Here is a 14,379-nt window from a genome sequence, read left to right as displayed (position 1 = left end):
TTATTTTTTAAAAAACTGCTGTATTTTCTCAAGTACTTCGTCACGCGTCCATTCAAATGTTTCACCTGTACGACGTATTTTAACTTCTAAAATGCCTTCTGCTGCTTTTTTACCAATGGTGATACGGATTGGCAATCCGATCAAGTCTGCATCTGCAAATTTCACACCCGCTCGTTCTTTGCGGTCATCAAGTAATACTTCGTAACGGTTTTCTTTTAATAACGAATACAGTTCTTCGCCAAGTTCACGCTGCGTATCGTCTTTAACATTAACCGGTACTAAATGAACTTCATAAGGAGCAACAACATCTGGCCATGTAAAACCATTTTCGTCTTGGAATTGTTCTGCAACTGCAGCCAGCACACGAGATACACCAATTCCGTAACATCCCATAATATAAGGCATCGCTTTGCCTTGATCGTTTAAGAACGTACCTTTTAACGGAATACTGTATGTTGTGCCCAATTTGAAAATGTGACCTACTTCAATGCCTTTAGCAAATTGAATTGTTCCTTGTCCGTCTGGAGAGGCATCTCCTTCTTGGATAAAGCGTAAGTCGTGGAAAGCAGGAACTGTAAAGTCTTTTCCTGGTGTTACATTTTTATAATGATAGCCGCTTTCGTTAGCTCCAGCAATTCCATTAACGATGTTTTCCACTGCGTGATCAGCAAACAAACGAATATCTTCAGGCAAATTGATAGGCCCTAACGAACCGATATCACAGCCTAATAATTGCTGTACCTCTTCTGGTGTAGCCATTTCGATAACAGTAGCACCGGTAGCATGTTTAACTTTAACATCGTTCACTTCATGATCGCCTCTTGCTAAAACGATAACCAATTCCTCATCCGCTTTAAAGACCATTGTTTTAATGCATTTATCAGCAGTAGTTCCAAAAAATTCTGCAACGTCTGTAATTGTATTCTTACCTGGCGTTGCAACTTTTTCCAACGTTTCAGGAGTTTCGTCTGAAACTGGATAATTTACGTTAACTGCAGCCATTTCGATATTCGCTGCATATGAAGAAGTGTCCGAATAAGCAATTGTATCTTCACCAATTTCCGACAACACCATAAACTCATGGTTGTCTTTTCCACCAATCGCACCTGAATCCGCAATAACTGCGCGGAAATTTAGTCCAAGACGTGTAAAGATATTCGTATATGCTTGCATCATTACGTCATACGTTTCATCTAAACTTTCAGTCGTCGCATGAAACGAATAAGCATCTTTCATTAAGAATTCACGGCCACGTAACAAGCCAAAACGGGGACGTTTTTCATCTCTAAATTTCGATTGAATTTGGAACAAATTCAAAGGTAATTTTTTGTAAGATTTAATCTCATCACGCAATAAGCTCGTAATGACTTCTTCATGAGTTGCACCTAGTGCAAATTCACGATCATTGCGATCTTTCAAACGCATCAATTCGTCGCCATAAGAATACCAACGACCAGATTCTTGCCATAATTCAGCTTGTTGAAGTGCAGGCATGAAGATTTCGACGCTATTAGCAGCTTCCATTTCTTCGCGAATCACGGTTTCAACTTTTTGAAGTACACGTTTTCCAAGTGGTAAAAACGAGTAAATACCGCTCGTGTTTTGACGGATAAAGCCTGCGCGTAATAATAACTGATGCGATCTTACTTCTGCATCGGCTGGAGTTTCGCGTAAAGTCGGGATAAACGTTGCTGTTTGTTTCATTCCAGAATACACCTCAACTGACTATAAAATTTTTAGTAAAGTATTAAAAGTTCAGGACAGGCAATAAATCGCCTGTCCACTGTTGCTCAATTGCTTATTTTAAAAGAAATATTTTTGAATATCATTCCAAGTGACAACGAGCATGAGTAGCATAAGTAGCATAATCCCGACAAAATGGACCATTCCTTCTTTTTGCCGATCTACCGGTTTGCCACGTAATGCTTCAACGATAAAGAACATTAAACGTCCACCATCAAGTGCTGGTAATGGAAGCAAGTTCATAATACCAAGATTGATACTTAACATACCAGCCCAGCTCATCAACGTGAAGAAACCATATTTGGCAACTTCTTCAGTCGTTTTGTAAATCCCTACAGGACCTGACAAGGCATCAATTGTAAATTGCCCTGTTACAAGCATTCCTAATAGACGGAATATTTCTTTGAACCAAAAGATGGTTTGTTCAGCACCATATGCGAATGAACCAAGAAAATCTTTTTCCATCGGGCTTTGGTATAGAACACCAATAACCCCAACCTCTTCAGCAGATTGCTCTGCAACTTCAGGAGTAATGGTAAAGTCTAACGGCTCACCGTCGCGTTCTACTTCAAAAGCTAGCGGATTTCCCGCATTGTTTTGAACAGATTCAACTAGCTCGTCCCATGTAGCAATTGCATTTCCTTCGATTGAGGTTACCAAATCACCATTTTGCATTCCTGCTTCAGCTGCCGGACTTTCTTCTGTTACTTCAGTTATCACAGGTTCAAAAGTAGGAATGCCTTGCATCATGCCAAGTGCTGTAAAAATAAGAAACGCTAAAATGAAATTGAAAAGCGGACCTGCAAAAATCGTCATAAATCGCTTGCCTACTGTTTTTGAATCAAATTGTCGATCATATGGAGCTAAAATAATTTCTCTGCCATTTTCCTCGACAACAGCGTCACGTGCTACATCAATGCGCACTAATTTTTCTTCTTCGTCATAACCTTTAATCCAAAGCTCTTTTTCCAAATCTGCTTCTTCTACTTCTAAAAACAGAATTTCAGGATAAACATTCTTTTGATTCATGATTATTTTTTTAGCTAATCCTTCTTTGTTCAATAAAATGCCGATGCGATGGCCTGCCTGAATATGGATTGTGTCCATATCTTCGCCTGCCATGCGCACATAGCCGCCAATTGGCAACAATCGTAATGTGTAAAGCGTTTCTCCTTTGGTAATGCCCAAAATTTTCGGACCCATCCCAATTGCAAATTCACGAACTAAAATGCCCGCCCGTTTTGCGAAAAGAAAATGACCAAATTCATGGAAAAATACTAAAGCACCGAAAATTATTATAAACGAGATAACCGTTTCCATTTTGAACCCACCTTTATAAACTTATTCGGTTTTGATCTTTAGTTATTTTAGCATTTTTTTAACGAATTTTCTTGTTTCAGCATCTACATGCAAAATCGTTTCTAAATCTGGATTAGCTAAAACTTCATGTTGATCCATTGCACGTTCAATCATTTCCTCAATTTGCAAAAACGTAATTTCTTCATTAAGGAACAATGCTACAGCTTGTTCGTTCGCAGCATTTAATACTGTCGTCATGGTTCCACCTGCATTTCCAGCATCAAATGCCAATTGCAATGCACGGAAGCGTTTATAGTCCATTTCTTTGAAATTCAATTGACCAATTTCTGCTAAGTTTAGTCGTTTTGCTTCAGGACGCGGAAAGCGATCCGGATAAGACAAAGCATATTGAATCGGTACACGCATATCGGGAGTGCCAAGTTGCGCCATAACGCTTGTATCTTGGAATTCGACCATCGAATGAATAATACTTTCTCGGTGAAGTACAACATCAATATCCGCATATGCAAAATCAAATAGTACATGAGCTTCGATGACTTCTAATCCTTTGTTGACCATAGTGGCTGAATCAATCGTAATTTTCGACCCCATCGACCAGTTTGGGTGATTTAATGCATCTTGAACAGAGACGTTTTTCAATTGTTCACGTGTTAAATCACGGAAGCTACCACCAGAGGCCGTTAAGATTAATCGACTGGCTTGCTCTTTCTTTTCGCCGTTTAACGCTTGAAAAAGTGCCGAGTGTTCACTGTCAACCGGCAGTATATCTGCACCATAATGTCTAGCGCTATCCATAACTAAATGTCCTGCTGTTACGAGCGTTTCTTTATTTGCAATAGCGATGGTTCGGCCAAGCTTGATTGCTTCTAATGTAGGCTCGAGACCAACACTACCAAGTACTGCATTGACAAGGACATCCGCATCGTAAACAGCGATTTCGATTAGACCTTTGGCACCGCTCACAAACAACACACTCGGGTATTCAGCTGCTAGTGTTTTTGCGTCTTCTGGTTGTTGAATACAAACAATTTCAGGTTTGAATTCCGCGATCAGTTTACGTGTAATGTCCATGTTTTTTCCAGCAGCAAATCCAACTAAAGTAAATTCATGCGGATGTTCTCGGATAATGTCAGCTGTTTGCACACCAATCGACCCCGTAGCACCCAGCAAAATAATTTTCTTAACCATTCAGCAATTTCCTCTCTTAGATGAAATGTAAAAAGTGAAGCAAAGGCATCACAAACAAAATACTATCAAAACGATCCAATATTCCGCCGTGTCCTGGTAAAATCGTTCCTGAGTCTTTCACGTTAAAATGTCTCTTCAACGCAGATTCTACTAAATCACCCATTTGACCAAAGACAGAGGCGATTATAGTCACCACTACGATTAATATAATGGAATGGTTTAATGGGATGAAATAGTCAAAGATCAATGCAATTCCAATTGCCCAAACAATTCCACCAACAAATCCTTCAATCGTTTTATTTGGCGAAATTTCCGGCCACAGTTTCCGCTTGCCAATTTTACGTCCTGTAAAATAAGCGCCTGAATCAGTAAACCAGACTATTAACAAAGCAAATATTAGATAACTAAGGCTTGCTTCACGCGTTTCGATAAAGTAATAGAAGCCAATACCTACATATAAAGTACCCATAATAGCAAATGCTGCATCATCAAAAGTAAAACTGTTTTTCACAATTACTGTATGTATCAAAAGTAAAATAACGGCTAAAAAGGCAAATTCAATTTTTTCGTATCCAGTCCATTCAAACACTTGCTGCGCCCATTGAGTAGGAAGCATAAATGCATATAATGCAATCAGAGAAATAAGGCCAGGAATACTCCGTAAGCTCCGGCCTTTCATTTTCAAAAGTTCTTGCAAGGCTACTGTTCCTAACATATACACAAGTAAAATAAACGGAATACCCCCATAAATAACAAAAGGGATGAAAAATGCCGCTGCGATAACACCTGTTATGATCCGTTGTTTCATTTCACTTCGTCCCCTTTCAACCCTCCATACCGGCGATTACGATTTTGGTAAATTTGAATCGCTTCAAGTAAGGAATTTTCATTAAAATCGGGCCACAAGGTTTCCGTAAACCAAAACTCGGTATAAGCCAATTGCCAAAGCATGAAATTACTTAAACGCACTTCACCACTTGTACGAATCAATAAATCAGGTTCAGGTAAGCCTTTTGTCATTAGCCCTCCTGTAATGAGGTCTTCGTTTATGTCGTCAAGCGTTAACGTGCCTTCAGCTACTTGTGCAGCAATGTCTTTAACTGCATCAACAATTTCTGCGCGACTTCCATAATTTAATGCGAAATTTAATATAAGTCCTGTATTATGTTTTGTCGCTTCTTTTGCCTTATTTATAGCTTTAAGTGTATGCGTTGGCAAATTCTCATGGTACCCCATCATTTCTACGCGCACATTTTCTTCTACTAATTCAGGTAAAAAGGTTGTTAAAAATTCTTCAGGTAAACGCATCAAAAAATCCACTTCAATTTTTGGACGTTTCCAGTTTTCTGTGGAAAATGCATACAAAGTTAATACACTTACCCCTAGTTCGTTGGCAAGCTTTGTCACTTTGCGAACTGTCTTCATTCCTTCATGATGCCCAGCAACTCTTGGCAATGAACGTTTTTTTGCCCAACGGCCATTTCCGTCCATAATAATTGCAATATGCGCCGGAACTTCTTCATTTGGAATCAAAACTGAGCGATCTTTATTTTCCATGACCACATCAGTATTTCTTTTTAATAGTTTATTAAACATAGTTAATCCTCCACCTATTACAAATCGGCATGTCTATTGCTTATCATATCAAAAAAAACAGCATTGTGCGCTTCTTTCAGAATAGAGCTATAATTTTTGGCATGAAAAAGCGTCCTGTTTAACAGGACGCTCAACATAAGATGAAGTTCGATTTAAACTTCCATAATTCCTTTTTCTTTATCTTTAGCCATTTCATCGATTTTCGCAATGTTGTCATCTGTCAATTTCTGAACATCATCGGAATATCCACGTAAGTCATCTACTGTAATTTCACTTTTCTTCTCAAGTTTTTTAAACTCGTCATTAGCATCGCGGCGAATATTGCGGATTCCAATTTTCGCTTCTTCTGCTTCTTTTTTCACTTGCTTAACAAGGTCTTTACGACGTTCTTCAGTCAAAGCAGGTACAGCTAAGCGAATAACAGAGCCATCATTTGATGGACTTAAACCTAAGTCAGATTTAAGAATCGCTTTTTCAATATCACCAAGAACCGATTTGTCATACGGTTGGATCATGATCAAACGAGCTTCAGGAATTGAAATTCCCGCGACTTGGTTGACCGGTGTTGGAGAACCGTAATAATCGATTGTCAATTTATCCAAAATTGATGGTGTTGCACGGCCAGCACGAATTGATGCTAAATCGCGTGAAAAAGCTTGGATTGCACTAGTCATTTTAGTTTCGGTTTCATTCATTACTGATTTCGGCATTAGATTGTTCTCCTCACTACTGTACCGATTTTCTCTCCAAGTACAGCTCTTTTTATATTTCCTTTTTCCATAATAGAGAATACTACGAGTGGGATGTCATTGTCCATACAAAGCGTAGAAGCAGTTGAATCCATCACTTGCAAACCTTGTTGAATCACGTCGAAATAAGAAAGTTCATCATATTTCACTGCAGTTGAATCCGTCTTCGGATCAGCTGAGTAAACACCATCAACATTGTTTTTTGCCATTAAAATGACATCGGCTTCAATTTCTGCCGCACGCAATGCTGCTGTTGTATCAGTTGAGAAGTAAGGATTTCCTGTACCTGCTGCAAAGATGACAACCCGTTTTTTCTCTAAATGACGAATGGCTCTTCTGCGGATATATGGTTCAGCTACTTGGCGCATTTCAATAGATGACAGTACGCGTGTTTCAACGTCCTGTTTTTCTAATGAATCTTGTAAAGCCAATGAGTTCATAACTGTCGCCAACATGCCCATATAATCAGCTGTCGCACGATCCATACCCATTTCAGAACCGACTTTACCTCTCCAAATGTTACCGCCGCCTACAACTACTGCGACTTCTACTCCGAGTTCTACCACTTCTTTTACTTGGCTTGCTACTGATTTGATAATCTCAGGGGACAATCCGAAACCCTGTCCTCCTGCCATTGCTTCACCACTTAGTTTTAATACAATGCGTTTATATTGCTGAACACTCATCGGTACCCTCCATTACACTTTTATTGAAAAATAGGGAACACATTCTCGTGTTCCCCAAGTTAAATCATATGATAAACGATCTTATTTTTTGTTAACTTGGCTCATAACTTCATCAGCAAAGTTGTCTTCACGTTTTTCGATTCCTTCTCCAACTTCGTAACGGATGAATTCTTTAACAGTTCCACCAGTTGAAGTTGCGAAATCACGAACTTTTTGATCTGAGTTCTTAACGAATGCTTGGTCAAGCAAGCAAATGTCTTCGAAATATTTACCAAGACGACCTTCAACCATTTTAGCAACGATTTTTTCAGGTTTGCCTTCGTTTAATGCTTGCTCAGTCAAAATTTTGCGCTCGTGTTCTACTTCGTCAGCAGAAACTTCATCACGCGAAATGTATTTAGGGTTTAATGCAGCAATGTGCATAGCGATGTCGCGAGCAGCATCTGAATCTGTAGAGTTCTCAAGAACTACTAATACTGAAATTCTTCCGCCCATGTGTAGGTATGGTCCAAATGCATCAGCATCTGTTTTCGTGCGAATTTCAAAGCGACGCAAAGTGATTTTTTCACCAATTTTAGCGATAGCGTTTGAAATGTGGTCTGCAACTGTCAAACCGTTAGACATTGTAGAAGCGTTAGCTTCTTCAACAGTAGCTGGTTTAGTTGTGATCAAGTGGTCGCCCAATTCTTTTACTAATGTTTGGAAGCCTTCGTTTTTCGCAACAAAGTCAGTTTCTGCGTTTACTTCGAAGATAATTGCTTCGTTTTCTTTTACAAGAATCGAAGTAATCCCTTCAGCTGCAATACGGTCTGCTTTTTTAGAAGCGCTTGAAAGACCTTTTTCACGTAGGAAATCGATTGCCGCTTCCATATCACCGTCTGTTTGTACTAAAGCTTTTTTACAATCCATCATCCCTGCGCCTGTTTTAGCGCGTAATTCTTTTACCATTTGTGCTGTTACTGCCATGATTAAATTCCTCCTTCATAATTTGTAGCTATTTTCTCAAAAAAAGGTGATAAGAGGGGTTGGCCGCTTATCACCTGTGTAATCGTGAATTACTCAGCAGATTCAGCTTGAGTTTCTTCATCTTCTTCCGGTTTTGACTCAAGCAATGCATCCGCCATTTTACCAGTTAATAATTTAACTGCGCGAATTGCATCGTCGTTTGCAGGAATAACATAATCGATTTCATCTGGATCACAGTTAGTATCAACAATACCAACGATCGGGATGTTCAATTTCATTGCTTCTGCAACTGCAATACGTTCTTTACGTGGGTCAACTACGAACATTACGTCCGGTAGTGAACTCATGTCACGGATACCGCCTAGGAATTTAACAAGACGTTCGTGTTGTTTTTTCAACTGAACAACTTCTTTTTTCGGTAGAACTTCGAAAGTTCCATCTTCTTCCATGCGTTCGATTTGTTTCAAACGGTTCACACGTTTTTGGATTGTACCGAAGTTAGTAAGTGTTCCACCCAACCAACGTTGGTTGATGTAGTAGTTACCAGAGCGTTCTGCTTCTTCTTTAATAGCGTCTTGAGCTTGTTTTTTCGTACCAACGAAAAGAACTTTTCCGCCTTCTTCGCCAACTTGTTTCATGAAGCTATAAGCTTCTTCCAGTTTGCGAACTGTTTTTTGAAGATCGATGATGTAGATACCGTTACGCTCCACGAAAATATATTTTTTCATTTTCGGGTTCCAACGACGAGTCTGGTGACCGAAGTGTACACCAGCTTCTAACAATTGTTTCATTGAGATTACTGCCATGATATGTTTCCTCCTGATAGGTTATTTTTTCCCTCCGCATTTTTCTTCTCTGAACCGTTACCCGATTGGGCACCTACGACTCAAATCGAAATGCGTGTGTATTTAACACCATTTGAAATTATATCACGCTACCGTTCAAGAACGCAACAAGTTTCTATCATTTAGTCGAGATAGATAAAAAAAAGATGCCGGAAATTTCCCGACATCTTTTCAAAACAAAATTAGTTCATTTTTAATTGTTCAAGTTCTGCAAGGAATTTCGTGTTCAATACTTTAATGTATGTCCCTTTCATTCCTAGAGAACGTGATTCGATAACGCCAGCACTTTCAAGTTTACGAAGTGCATTTACGATTACTGAACGTGTAATACCAACGCGGTCAGCAATTTTAGAAGCAACTAGTAATCCTTCGTTGCCATCTAATTCTTCAAAGATGTGTTCAATTGCTTCAAGTTCACTGTATGAAAGTGAAGAAATCGCCATTTGAACAACAGCTTTGCTACGAGCTTCCTCTTCAATGCGGTCGCCTTTTTCGCGAAGGATTTCCATCCCTACTACTGTTGCGCCGTATTCTCCAAGAATTAAATCATCGTCATGGAATTCTGCTTCTACACGTCCAAGAAGCAATGTTCCAAGACGTTCGCCGCCACCGTTAATTGGGACGATTGTTGTAAGACCGTCTTTAAACAACTCACGTTCTTCAACTGGGAAGATTGTGTGTTCGCTGTTTACGTCTAAGTTTTCAGTTGTTTCTGTGATGTTTGAAAGTTTTTGAGTATACTCAGCTGGGAATTGACGATCTTCAAGCATACCTTTCATACGATCGTTTTCGATTTGTTGGTTGATTGCATAGCCTAACACTTTACCTTTACGGCTTACTACGAACGCGTTACATTCAATAACTTCGCTCAATGTTTCAGCCATATCTTTAAAGTTTACTTTTTTTCCGCCTGCTGCTTCCAGCATAGAGTTAATTCGTCTTGTTTTTCCTAATAAATTCATTTAAATGAACCTCCTACAGTATTCGTACCTTGTTTATTCAATATTCTAAAGGTTTTTACACCCCAATGGAACTATTACGCCTTGTTTTACAGAATAAATTGTGACAAGTCTTTGTTTTTTGCCACATTTTCGAGTTTTTCATTCACATATTGAACGGTAATGTCAATTTGTGCTGGAGAAATCTCGGAAGCTTCAAAAGACAAATCTTCCAAAAGGCGCTCCAGGATGGTATGCAGCCTGCGCGCACCGATGTTATCTGTATCTTGATTTACTTCATATGCAATTTCTGCAAGTCTGATTATTGAGGCATCACTGAAGTGTACCACAATTCCCTCTGTTTCGAGAAGGGCTTTATACTGATTTATTAAAGAATGTTTTGGTTCTGTTAATATTTTTACAAAATCTTCTACTTCTAGCTTCTGCAATTCTACTCGAATTGGAAAGCGCCCTTGTAATTCAGGGATCAAATCAGATGGTTTCGACATATGAAATGCTCCGGCAGCAACGAACAGCATATAATCTGTTTTGACTGCTCCGTATTTAGTCGAAACAGTAGATCCTTCCACAATTGGTAAGATATCGCGCTGTACACCTTCTCGTGACACATCAGCTGAAGACGAATTGCTTTTACTCGCTATTTTGTCCATCTCATCGATAAAGATAATGCCATGCTGCTCAGCTCGTTCAATGGCTTCCATACCTACTTCTTCATCGTCTACTAACTTAGCCGCTTCTTCTGTCGTTAACACACGACGAGCTTCTTTTACTCGTAAACGCCGCTTTTTCTTTTTCTTTGGCATAAGAGAAGAAAATGCATCCTGCATATTAGCTCCCATTTGTTCCATTCCCGAACCTTGTAGAGCGTCAAACATAGAAAGTGAATTTTCAGCCACTTCAACCGTAACCCACTCTTCTTCTAATTTACCTGCTTTTAAGTCAGCAGCGATTTCTCTTCTCTTCACTCGAACCTCAACTTCTGCAGTTGGTTCTTCTTCATCCTGCTCGAGTTTTTGTCCGAAAAACATTTCTAGTGGGTTTTGGTTTGTTTGTTTTTTACGTAGAGAAGGCGCCAATAATTTAACGATTCGTTCATTCGCTGCCGTCTCTGCTTGAAATTTAACCGCTTCGTATTTTTCTTCTTTAACGATCCGCACAGCTGATTCGACTAAATCGCGGACCATCGATTCAACATCACGACCCACATATCCGACTTCTGTGAACTTTGTCGCTTCTACTTTAATGAATGGCGCACCTGTCAATTTAGCAATACGACGAGCGATTTCTGTTTTACCTACTCCAGTCGGACCAATCATTAAAATGTTTTTCGGAATTACTTCTCCGCGCATTTCTTCGTCCAACCGACTTCTACGGTAGCGATTTCGCAAAGCGATAGCAATCGAACGTTTTGCATCTTTTTGTCCGACAATGTAACGATCTAAATGATTAGTAATTTGTCTTGGCGTTAAATCCGTTTGATTTTTCATTAGGATAATTCCTCCACAACAATTTGGTGATTTGTATAAACACAAATATCTGCTGCAGTTTCTAAAGCTGATTTCGCAATCTCTGCGGCTGTAAAATGATCTCCTGCGAATTTCTTTAATGCACGGCCAGCTGCTAACGCATAGTTCCCACCAGATCCAATGGCTAAAATGCCATCATCCGGTTCAATAACTTCGCCAGTTCCCGATACAAGCAATAGTTCATCTTTGTTCATGATAATAAGCATGGCTTCTAATTGGCGGAGCATTTTGTCTCCACGCCATTGCTTAGCCAGTTCCACAGCGGCTCTTTGAAGGTTGCCGTTGTACTCAGTTAACTTTCCTTCGAACATTTCAAACAATGTAAAAGCATCCGCAACTGATCCTGCAAACCCAGTTAACACTTGCCCATTGTATAATTTACGCACTTTTCTTGCTGTATGCTTCATCACTACAGCATTGCCAAATGTGACTTGGCCATCGCCTGACATCGCACATTGACCATTATGTCGAACCGCAAATATTGTGGTTGCATGAAATTCTTGCATTGTAAAATGCCCCCTTCTAAGCTCTTGGATGTGAGTTCAAATACGTATTCCGTAAATGTTCTTTCGTAACGTGCGTATATACCTGAGTAGAACTTAAATGAGAATGTCCCAATAATTCCTGGACAGTCCGAATATCAGCTCCATTATTGATCAGGTGAGTCGCAAAAGTATGACGAATCATATGCGGATAAATAGAAGAATTAACAGAAGCCTTTTTCATGCACTCGCTTAAAATATGACGAACGCCTCGATCGGTAACGGCTTCTCCTCGACTATTTACAAATAAATAATCATGTTCTTGCTTCTTCATCAATTTAGGACGTGCATCTTCGAGGTAATGTTCCAATGCATCTTGTGCAAACTGGCCATAAGGAATATAACGTTCTTTTCTTCCTTTCCCCATCACTTTTACAATTTGCATCGTTTGGTCTAAATCATTCAATCGAATAGAAACACATTCGCTGACTCGCATACCAGTTGCATACAGTAATTCAAGCAATGCTGTATTACGAACCGACAATTTATCTTCCCCTAGTACTGATTTAAACAGCTGTGCTAATTCCTCTTCATAAAAAAATTGAGGTAGCCGCTCTTCTTTTTTAGGATGATACAACGATCTAAACGCAGCTTCGTCCAACCCATACTCCCGATTACCATAACGAAAAAAAGACCGTATTGCAGAAATTTTTCTAGAAACCGTTGTTCTCGATAGTTTAGCATCATATAATTTCGTGACATAATTTCTAGCATGTATATATTCGACTTCTCTAATGTCTGGTACACCTTCAGCATTCAGAAACAGAAAAAAATCCGCCAAATCATGTTCATAATGGTGGACGGTATGTTCAGAATAATTCTTTTCCAATTGGATATAACTCATAAAAGATTCCAGCATCTTTTCTTTTTCCATACGCGCTCCACCTTTCAACAAATAGAAAAGCCTCTAAATTATAACAACATTTAGAGGCTTTTATCAATTAAACAGTTATTGTATTCATATAATTTTGAATTGATTCAAGTGCGCGGTTTGCGTGTCTTTCCGCACGCTCTTGTTTTGAACGGATACGTTCTCCTAGATCAGGGAACAATCCGAAGTTAACGTTCATTGGTTGGAAATTTTTGCTATCTGCTTCGGTAATGTATCGAGCCATACTACCTAATGCTGTTTCAGCTGGGAATATCAATAATTCTTCACCCAATGCTAATTTCGCAGCGTTAATGCCCGCTAATAACCCGCTTCCTGCAGATTCAACATAACCTTCGACCCCTGTCATTTGACCAGCAAAGAAAATGTTTTCATCTGCTTTTAATTGATAAGTCGGTTTCAGTACACGCGGCGAGTTGATAAACGTGTTGCGGTGCATCACACCATAACGCACAATTTCAACATTTTCCAAGCCTGGGATCAATTTCAACACTTCTTTTTGAGGTCCCCATTTAAGATGCGTTTGGAAACCAACGATATTGTAAAGTGTTCCAGCTGCATCATCTTGACGAAGTTGGACAACCGCATACGGACGTTCTCCTGTTTTCGGATCTTCCAATCCAACTGGCTTCATCGGTCCGAATGTTAACGTTTTCTCGCCTCTAGCCGCCATAACTTCAACAGGCATACAACCCTCAAAGTAAATTTCTTTTTCGAATTCTTTCAAAGGTACTACTTCAGCTTCAACAAGCGCTGTATGGAATCGCTTAAACTCTTCTTCTGTCATTGGACAGTTTAAATAAGCAGCTTCCCCTTTGTCGTAACGGGATTTCAAATATACTTTATCCATATCAATGCTGTCTTTTTCAACGATTGGTGCTGCTGCATCATAGAAATACAAATATTCTTCACCCGTCAATTTACGAATTTTCTCAGCAAGTGCTGGAGAAGTTAATGGACCGGTCGCAATAATCGTGATGCCTTCTGGGATTTCAGTTACTTCTTCGTTGATCACTTCTACTAATGGATGGTTTTTCACTTTATCAGTAACTGCCGCCGCAAATTCGTGACGGTCAACTGCTAGTGCACCACCCGCTGGTACTGATGCACCATCTGCTGATTCGATAATGACAGAATCCAATTTGCGCATTTCTTCTTTGATCACACCAACAGCATTGGTTAATGAATTTGCGCGCAAGGAATTACTGCAAACCAGTTCGGCAAATTTATCTGTGTGATGTGCAGCAGTTTGTTGAACTGGGCGCATTTCAAATAAGCGGACATTTACTCCGCGTTTTGCGATTTGCCAAGCCGCTTCACTACCAGCTAATCCTGCTCCAATTACGTTTACATATTTCGTCATTTCTAAA

General features: G+C 39.5%; 14 protein-coding genes. All 14 read right to left on the bottom strand.

Annotated features, from left to right (window positions below):
- Positions 1-1,704, bottom strand: a complete 1,704-nt coding sequence (locus tag MLE13_RS01720; RefSeq protein WP_240747733.1) for a proline--tRNA ligase — start codon at positions 1,702-1,704, stop codon at positions 1-3.
- Between the two features lie 99 nt (positions 1,705-1,803).
- Positions 1,804-3,063, bottom strand: coding sequence for an RIP metalloprotease RseP (rseP, locus tag MLE13_RS01715; protein WP_240747732.1), 1,260 nt, complete (start codon positions 3,061-3,063; stop codon positions 1,804-1,806).
- 42 nt (positions 3,064-3,105) lie between these two features.
- Positions 3,106-4,251: a 1-deoxy-D-xylulose-5-phosphate reductoisomerase gene (gene dxr, locus MLE13_RS01710; protein WP_240747731.1), complete on the bottom strand. Its 1,146-nt coding sequence runs from the start codon at positions 4,249-4,251 to the stop codon at positions 3,106-3,108.
- Positions 4,252-4,267: 16 nt separating this feature from the next.
- Positions 4,268-5,059, bottom strand: a complete 792-nt coding sequence (locus MLE13_RS01705) for a phosphatidate cytidylyltransferase (protein WP_240747730.1) — start codon at positions 5,057-5,059, stop codon at positions 4,268-4,270.
- Complete coding sequence (locus MLE13_RS01700; RefSeq protein ID WP_276323767.1) at positions 5,056-5,847, bottom strand: isoprenyl transferase; 792 nt, start codon at positions 5,845-5,847, stop codon at positions 5,056-5,058. Before MLE13_RS01700 ends, MLE13_RS01705 begins: the two co-directional genes overlap by 4 nt.
- A gap of 152 nt (positions 5,848-5,999) precedes the next feature.
- The gene (frr, locus tag MLE13_RS01695; protein WP_240747729.1) at positions 6,000-6,557 is read right to left on the bottom strand and encodes a ribosome recycling factor; all 558 of its coding nucleotides are present in this window, start codon (positions 6,555-6,557) and stop codon (positions 6,000-6,002) included.
- Complete coding sequence (gene pyrH / locus MLE13_RS01690; protein ID WP_008497949.1) at positions 6,557-7,282, bottom strand: UMP kinase; 726 nt, start codon at positions 7,280-7,282, stop codon at positions 6,557-6,559. Before pyrH ends, frr begins: the two co-directional genes overlap by 1 nt.
- Positions 7,283-7,363: 81 nt before the next feature.
- Positions 7,364-8,248 (bottom strand): translation elongation factor Ts, encoded by an 885-nt coding sequence (tsf, locus tag MLE13_RS01685; RefSeq protein WP_065528091.1) that lies wholly within the window; start codon positions 8,246-8,248, stop codon positions 7,364-7,366.
- Between the two features lie 89 nt (positions 8,249-8,337).
- Positions 8,338-9,054, bottom strand: a complete 717-nt coding sequence (rpsB, locus tag MLE13_RS01680; RefSeq protein WP_008430856.1) for a 30S ribosomal protein S2 — start codon at positions 9,052-9,054, stop codon at positions 8,338-8,340.
- Between the two features lie 221 nt (positions 9,055-9,275).
- On the bottom strand, positions 9,276-10,055 hold the full coding sequence (gene codY / locus MLE13_RS01675) for a GTP-sensing pleiotropic transcriptional regulator CodY (protein ID WP_065528092.1): 780 nt from the start codon (positions 10,053-10,055) through the stop codon (positions 9,276-9,278).
- A gap of 86 nt (positions 10,056-10,141) precedes the next feature.
- Positions 10,142-11,539 (bottom strand): HslU--HslV peptidase ATPase subunit, encoded by a 1,398-nt coding sequence (hslU, locus tag MLE13_RS01670; RefSeq protein ID WP_240747728.1) that lies wholly within the window; start codon positions 11,537-11,539, stop codon positions 10,142-10,144.
- Positions 11,539-12,084, bottom strand: a complete 546-nt coding sequence (gene hslV / locus MLE13_RS01665) for an ATP-dependent protease subunit HslV (protein WP_008497953.1) — start codon at positions 12,082-12,084, stop codon at positions 11,539-11,541. Before hslV ends, hslU begins: the two co-directional genes overlap by 1 nt.
- A gap of 16 nt (positions 12,085-12,100) precedes the next feature.
- Positions 12,101-12,994: a tyrosine recombinase XerC gene (gene xerC, locus MLE13_RS01660; protein ID WP_240747727.1), complete on the bottom strand. Its 894-nt coding sequence runs from the start codon at positions 12,992-12,994 to the stop codon at positions 12,101-12,103.
- A 67-nt stretch (positions 12,995-13,061) separates the two neighbouring features.
- Positions 13,062-14,372 (bottom strand): FADH(2)-oxidizing methylenetetrahydrofolate--tRNA-(uracil(54)-C(5))-methyltransferase TrmFO, encoded by a 1,311-nt coding sequence (gene trmFO, locus MLE13_RS01655; RefSeq protein WP_008497954.1) that lies wholly within the window; start codon positions 14,370-14,372, stop codon positions 13,062-13,064.
- Between the last annotated feature and the right edge of the window lie 7 nt (positions 14,373-14,379).

The organism is Planococcus halocryophilus (genome assembly GCF_022489025.1).
GTDB lineage: Bacteria > Bacillota > Bacilli > Bacillales_A > Planococcaceae > Planococcus > Planococcus halocryophilus_A.
This window is presented reverse-complemented; position numbering and strand designations above follow the sequence as displayed.

What these genes read in the sequence shown, in the direction of transcription:
- codY (WP_065528092.1), bottom strand. Translation starts at nt 10,055, where the DNA reads ATGAATTTATTAGGAAAAACAAGACGAATTAACTCTATGCTGGAAGCA.
- xerC (WP_240747727.1), bottom strand. Translation starts at nt 12,994, where the DNA reads ATGGAAAAAGAAAAGATGCTGGAATCTTTTATGAGTTATATCCAATTG.
- tsf (WP_065528091.1), bottom strand. Translation starts at nt 8,248, where the DNA reads ATGGCAGTAACAGCACAAATGGTAAAAGAATTACGCGCTAAAACAGGC.
- rpsB (WP_008430856.1), bottom strand. Translation starts at nt 9,054, where the DNA reads ATGGCAGTAATCTCAATGAAACAATTGTTAGAAGCTGGTGTACACTTC.
- MLE13_RS01700 (WP_276323767.1), bottom strand. Translation starts at nt 5,847, where the DNA reads ATGTTTAATAAACTATTAAAAAGAAATACTGATGTGGTCATGGAAAAT.
- frr (WP_240747729.1), bottom strand. Translation starts at nt 6,557, where the DNA reads ATGCCGAAATCAGTAATGAATGAAACCGAAACTAAAATGACTAGTGCA.
- dxr (WP_240747731.1), bottom strand. Translation starts at nt 4,251, where the DNA reads ATGGTTAAGAAAATTATTTTGCTGGGTGCTACGGGGTCGATTGGTGTG.
- pyrH (WP_008497949.1), bottom strand. Translation starts at nt 7,282, where the DNA reads ATGAGTGTTCAGCAATATAAACGCATTGTATTAAAACTAAGTGGTGAA.
- hslV (WP_008497953.1), bottom strand. Translation starts at nt 12,084, where the DNA reads ATGCAAGAATTTCATGCAACCACAATATTTGCGGTTCGACATAATGGT.
- MLE13_RS01705 (WP_240747730.1), bottom strand. Translation starts at nt 5,059, where the DNA reads ATGAAACAACGGATCATAACAGGTGTTATCGCAGCGGCATTTTTCATC.
- rseP (WP_240747732.1), bottom strand. Translation starts at nt 3,063, where the DNA reads ATGGAAACGGTTATCTCGTTTATAATAATTTTCGGTGCTTTAGTATTT.
- trmFO (WP_008497954.1), bottom strand. Translation starts at nt 14,372, where the DNA reads ATGACGAAATATGTAAACGTAATTGGAGCAGGATTAGCTGGTAGTGAA.
- hslU (WP_240747728.1), bottom strand. Translation starts at nt 11,539, where the DNA reads ATGAAAAATCAAACGGATTTAACGCCAAGACAAATTACTAATCATTTA.
- MLE13_RS01720 (WP_240747733.1), bottom strand. Translation starts at nt 1,704, where the DNA reads ATGAAACAAACAGCAACGTTTATCCCGACTTTACGCGAAACTCCAGCC.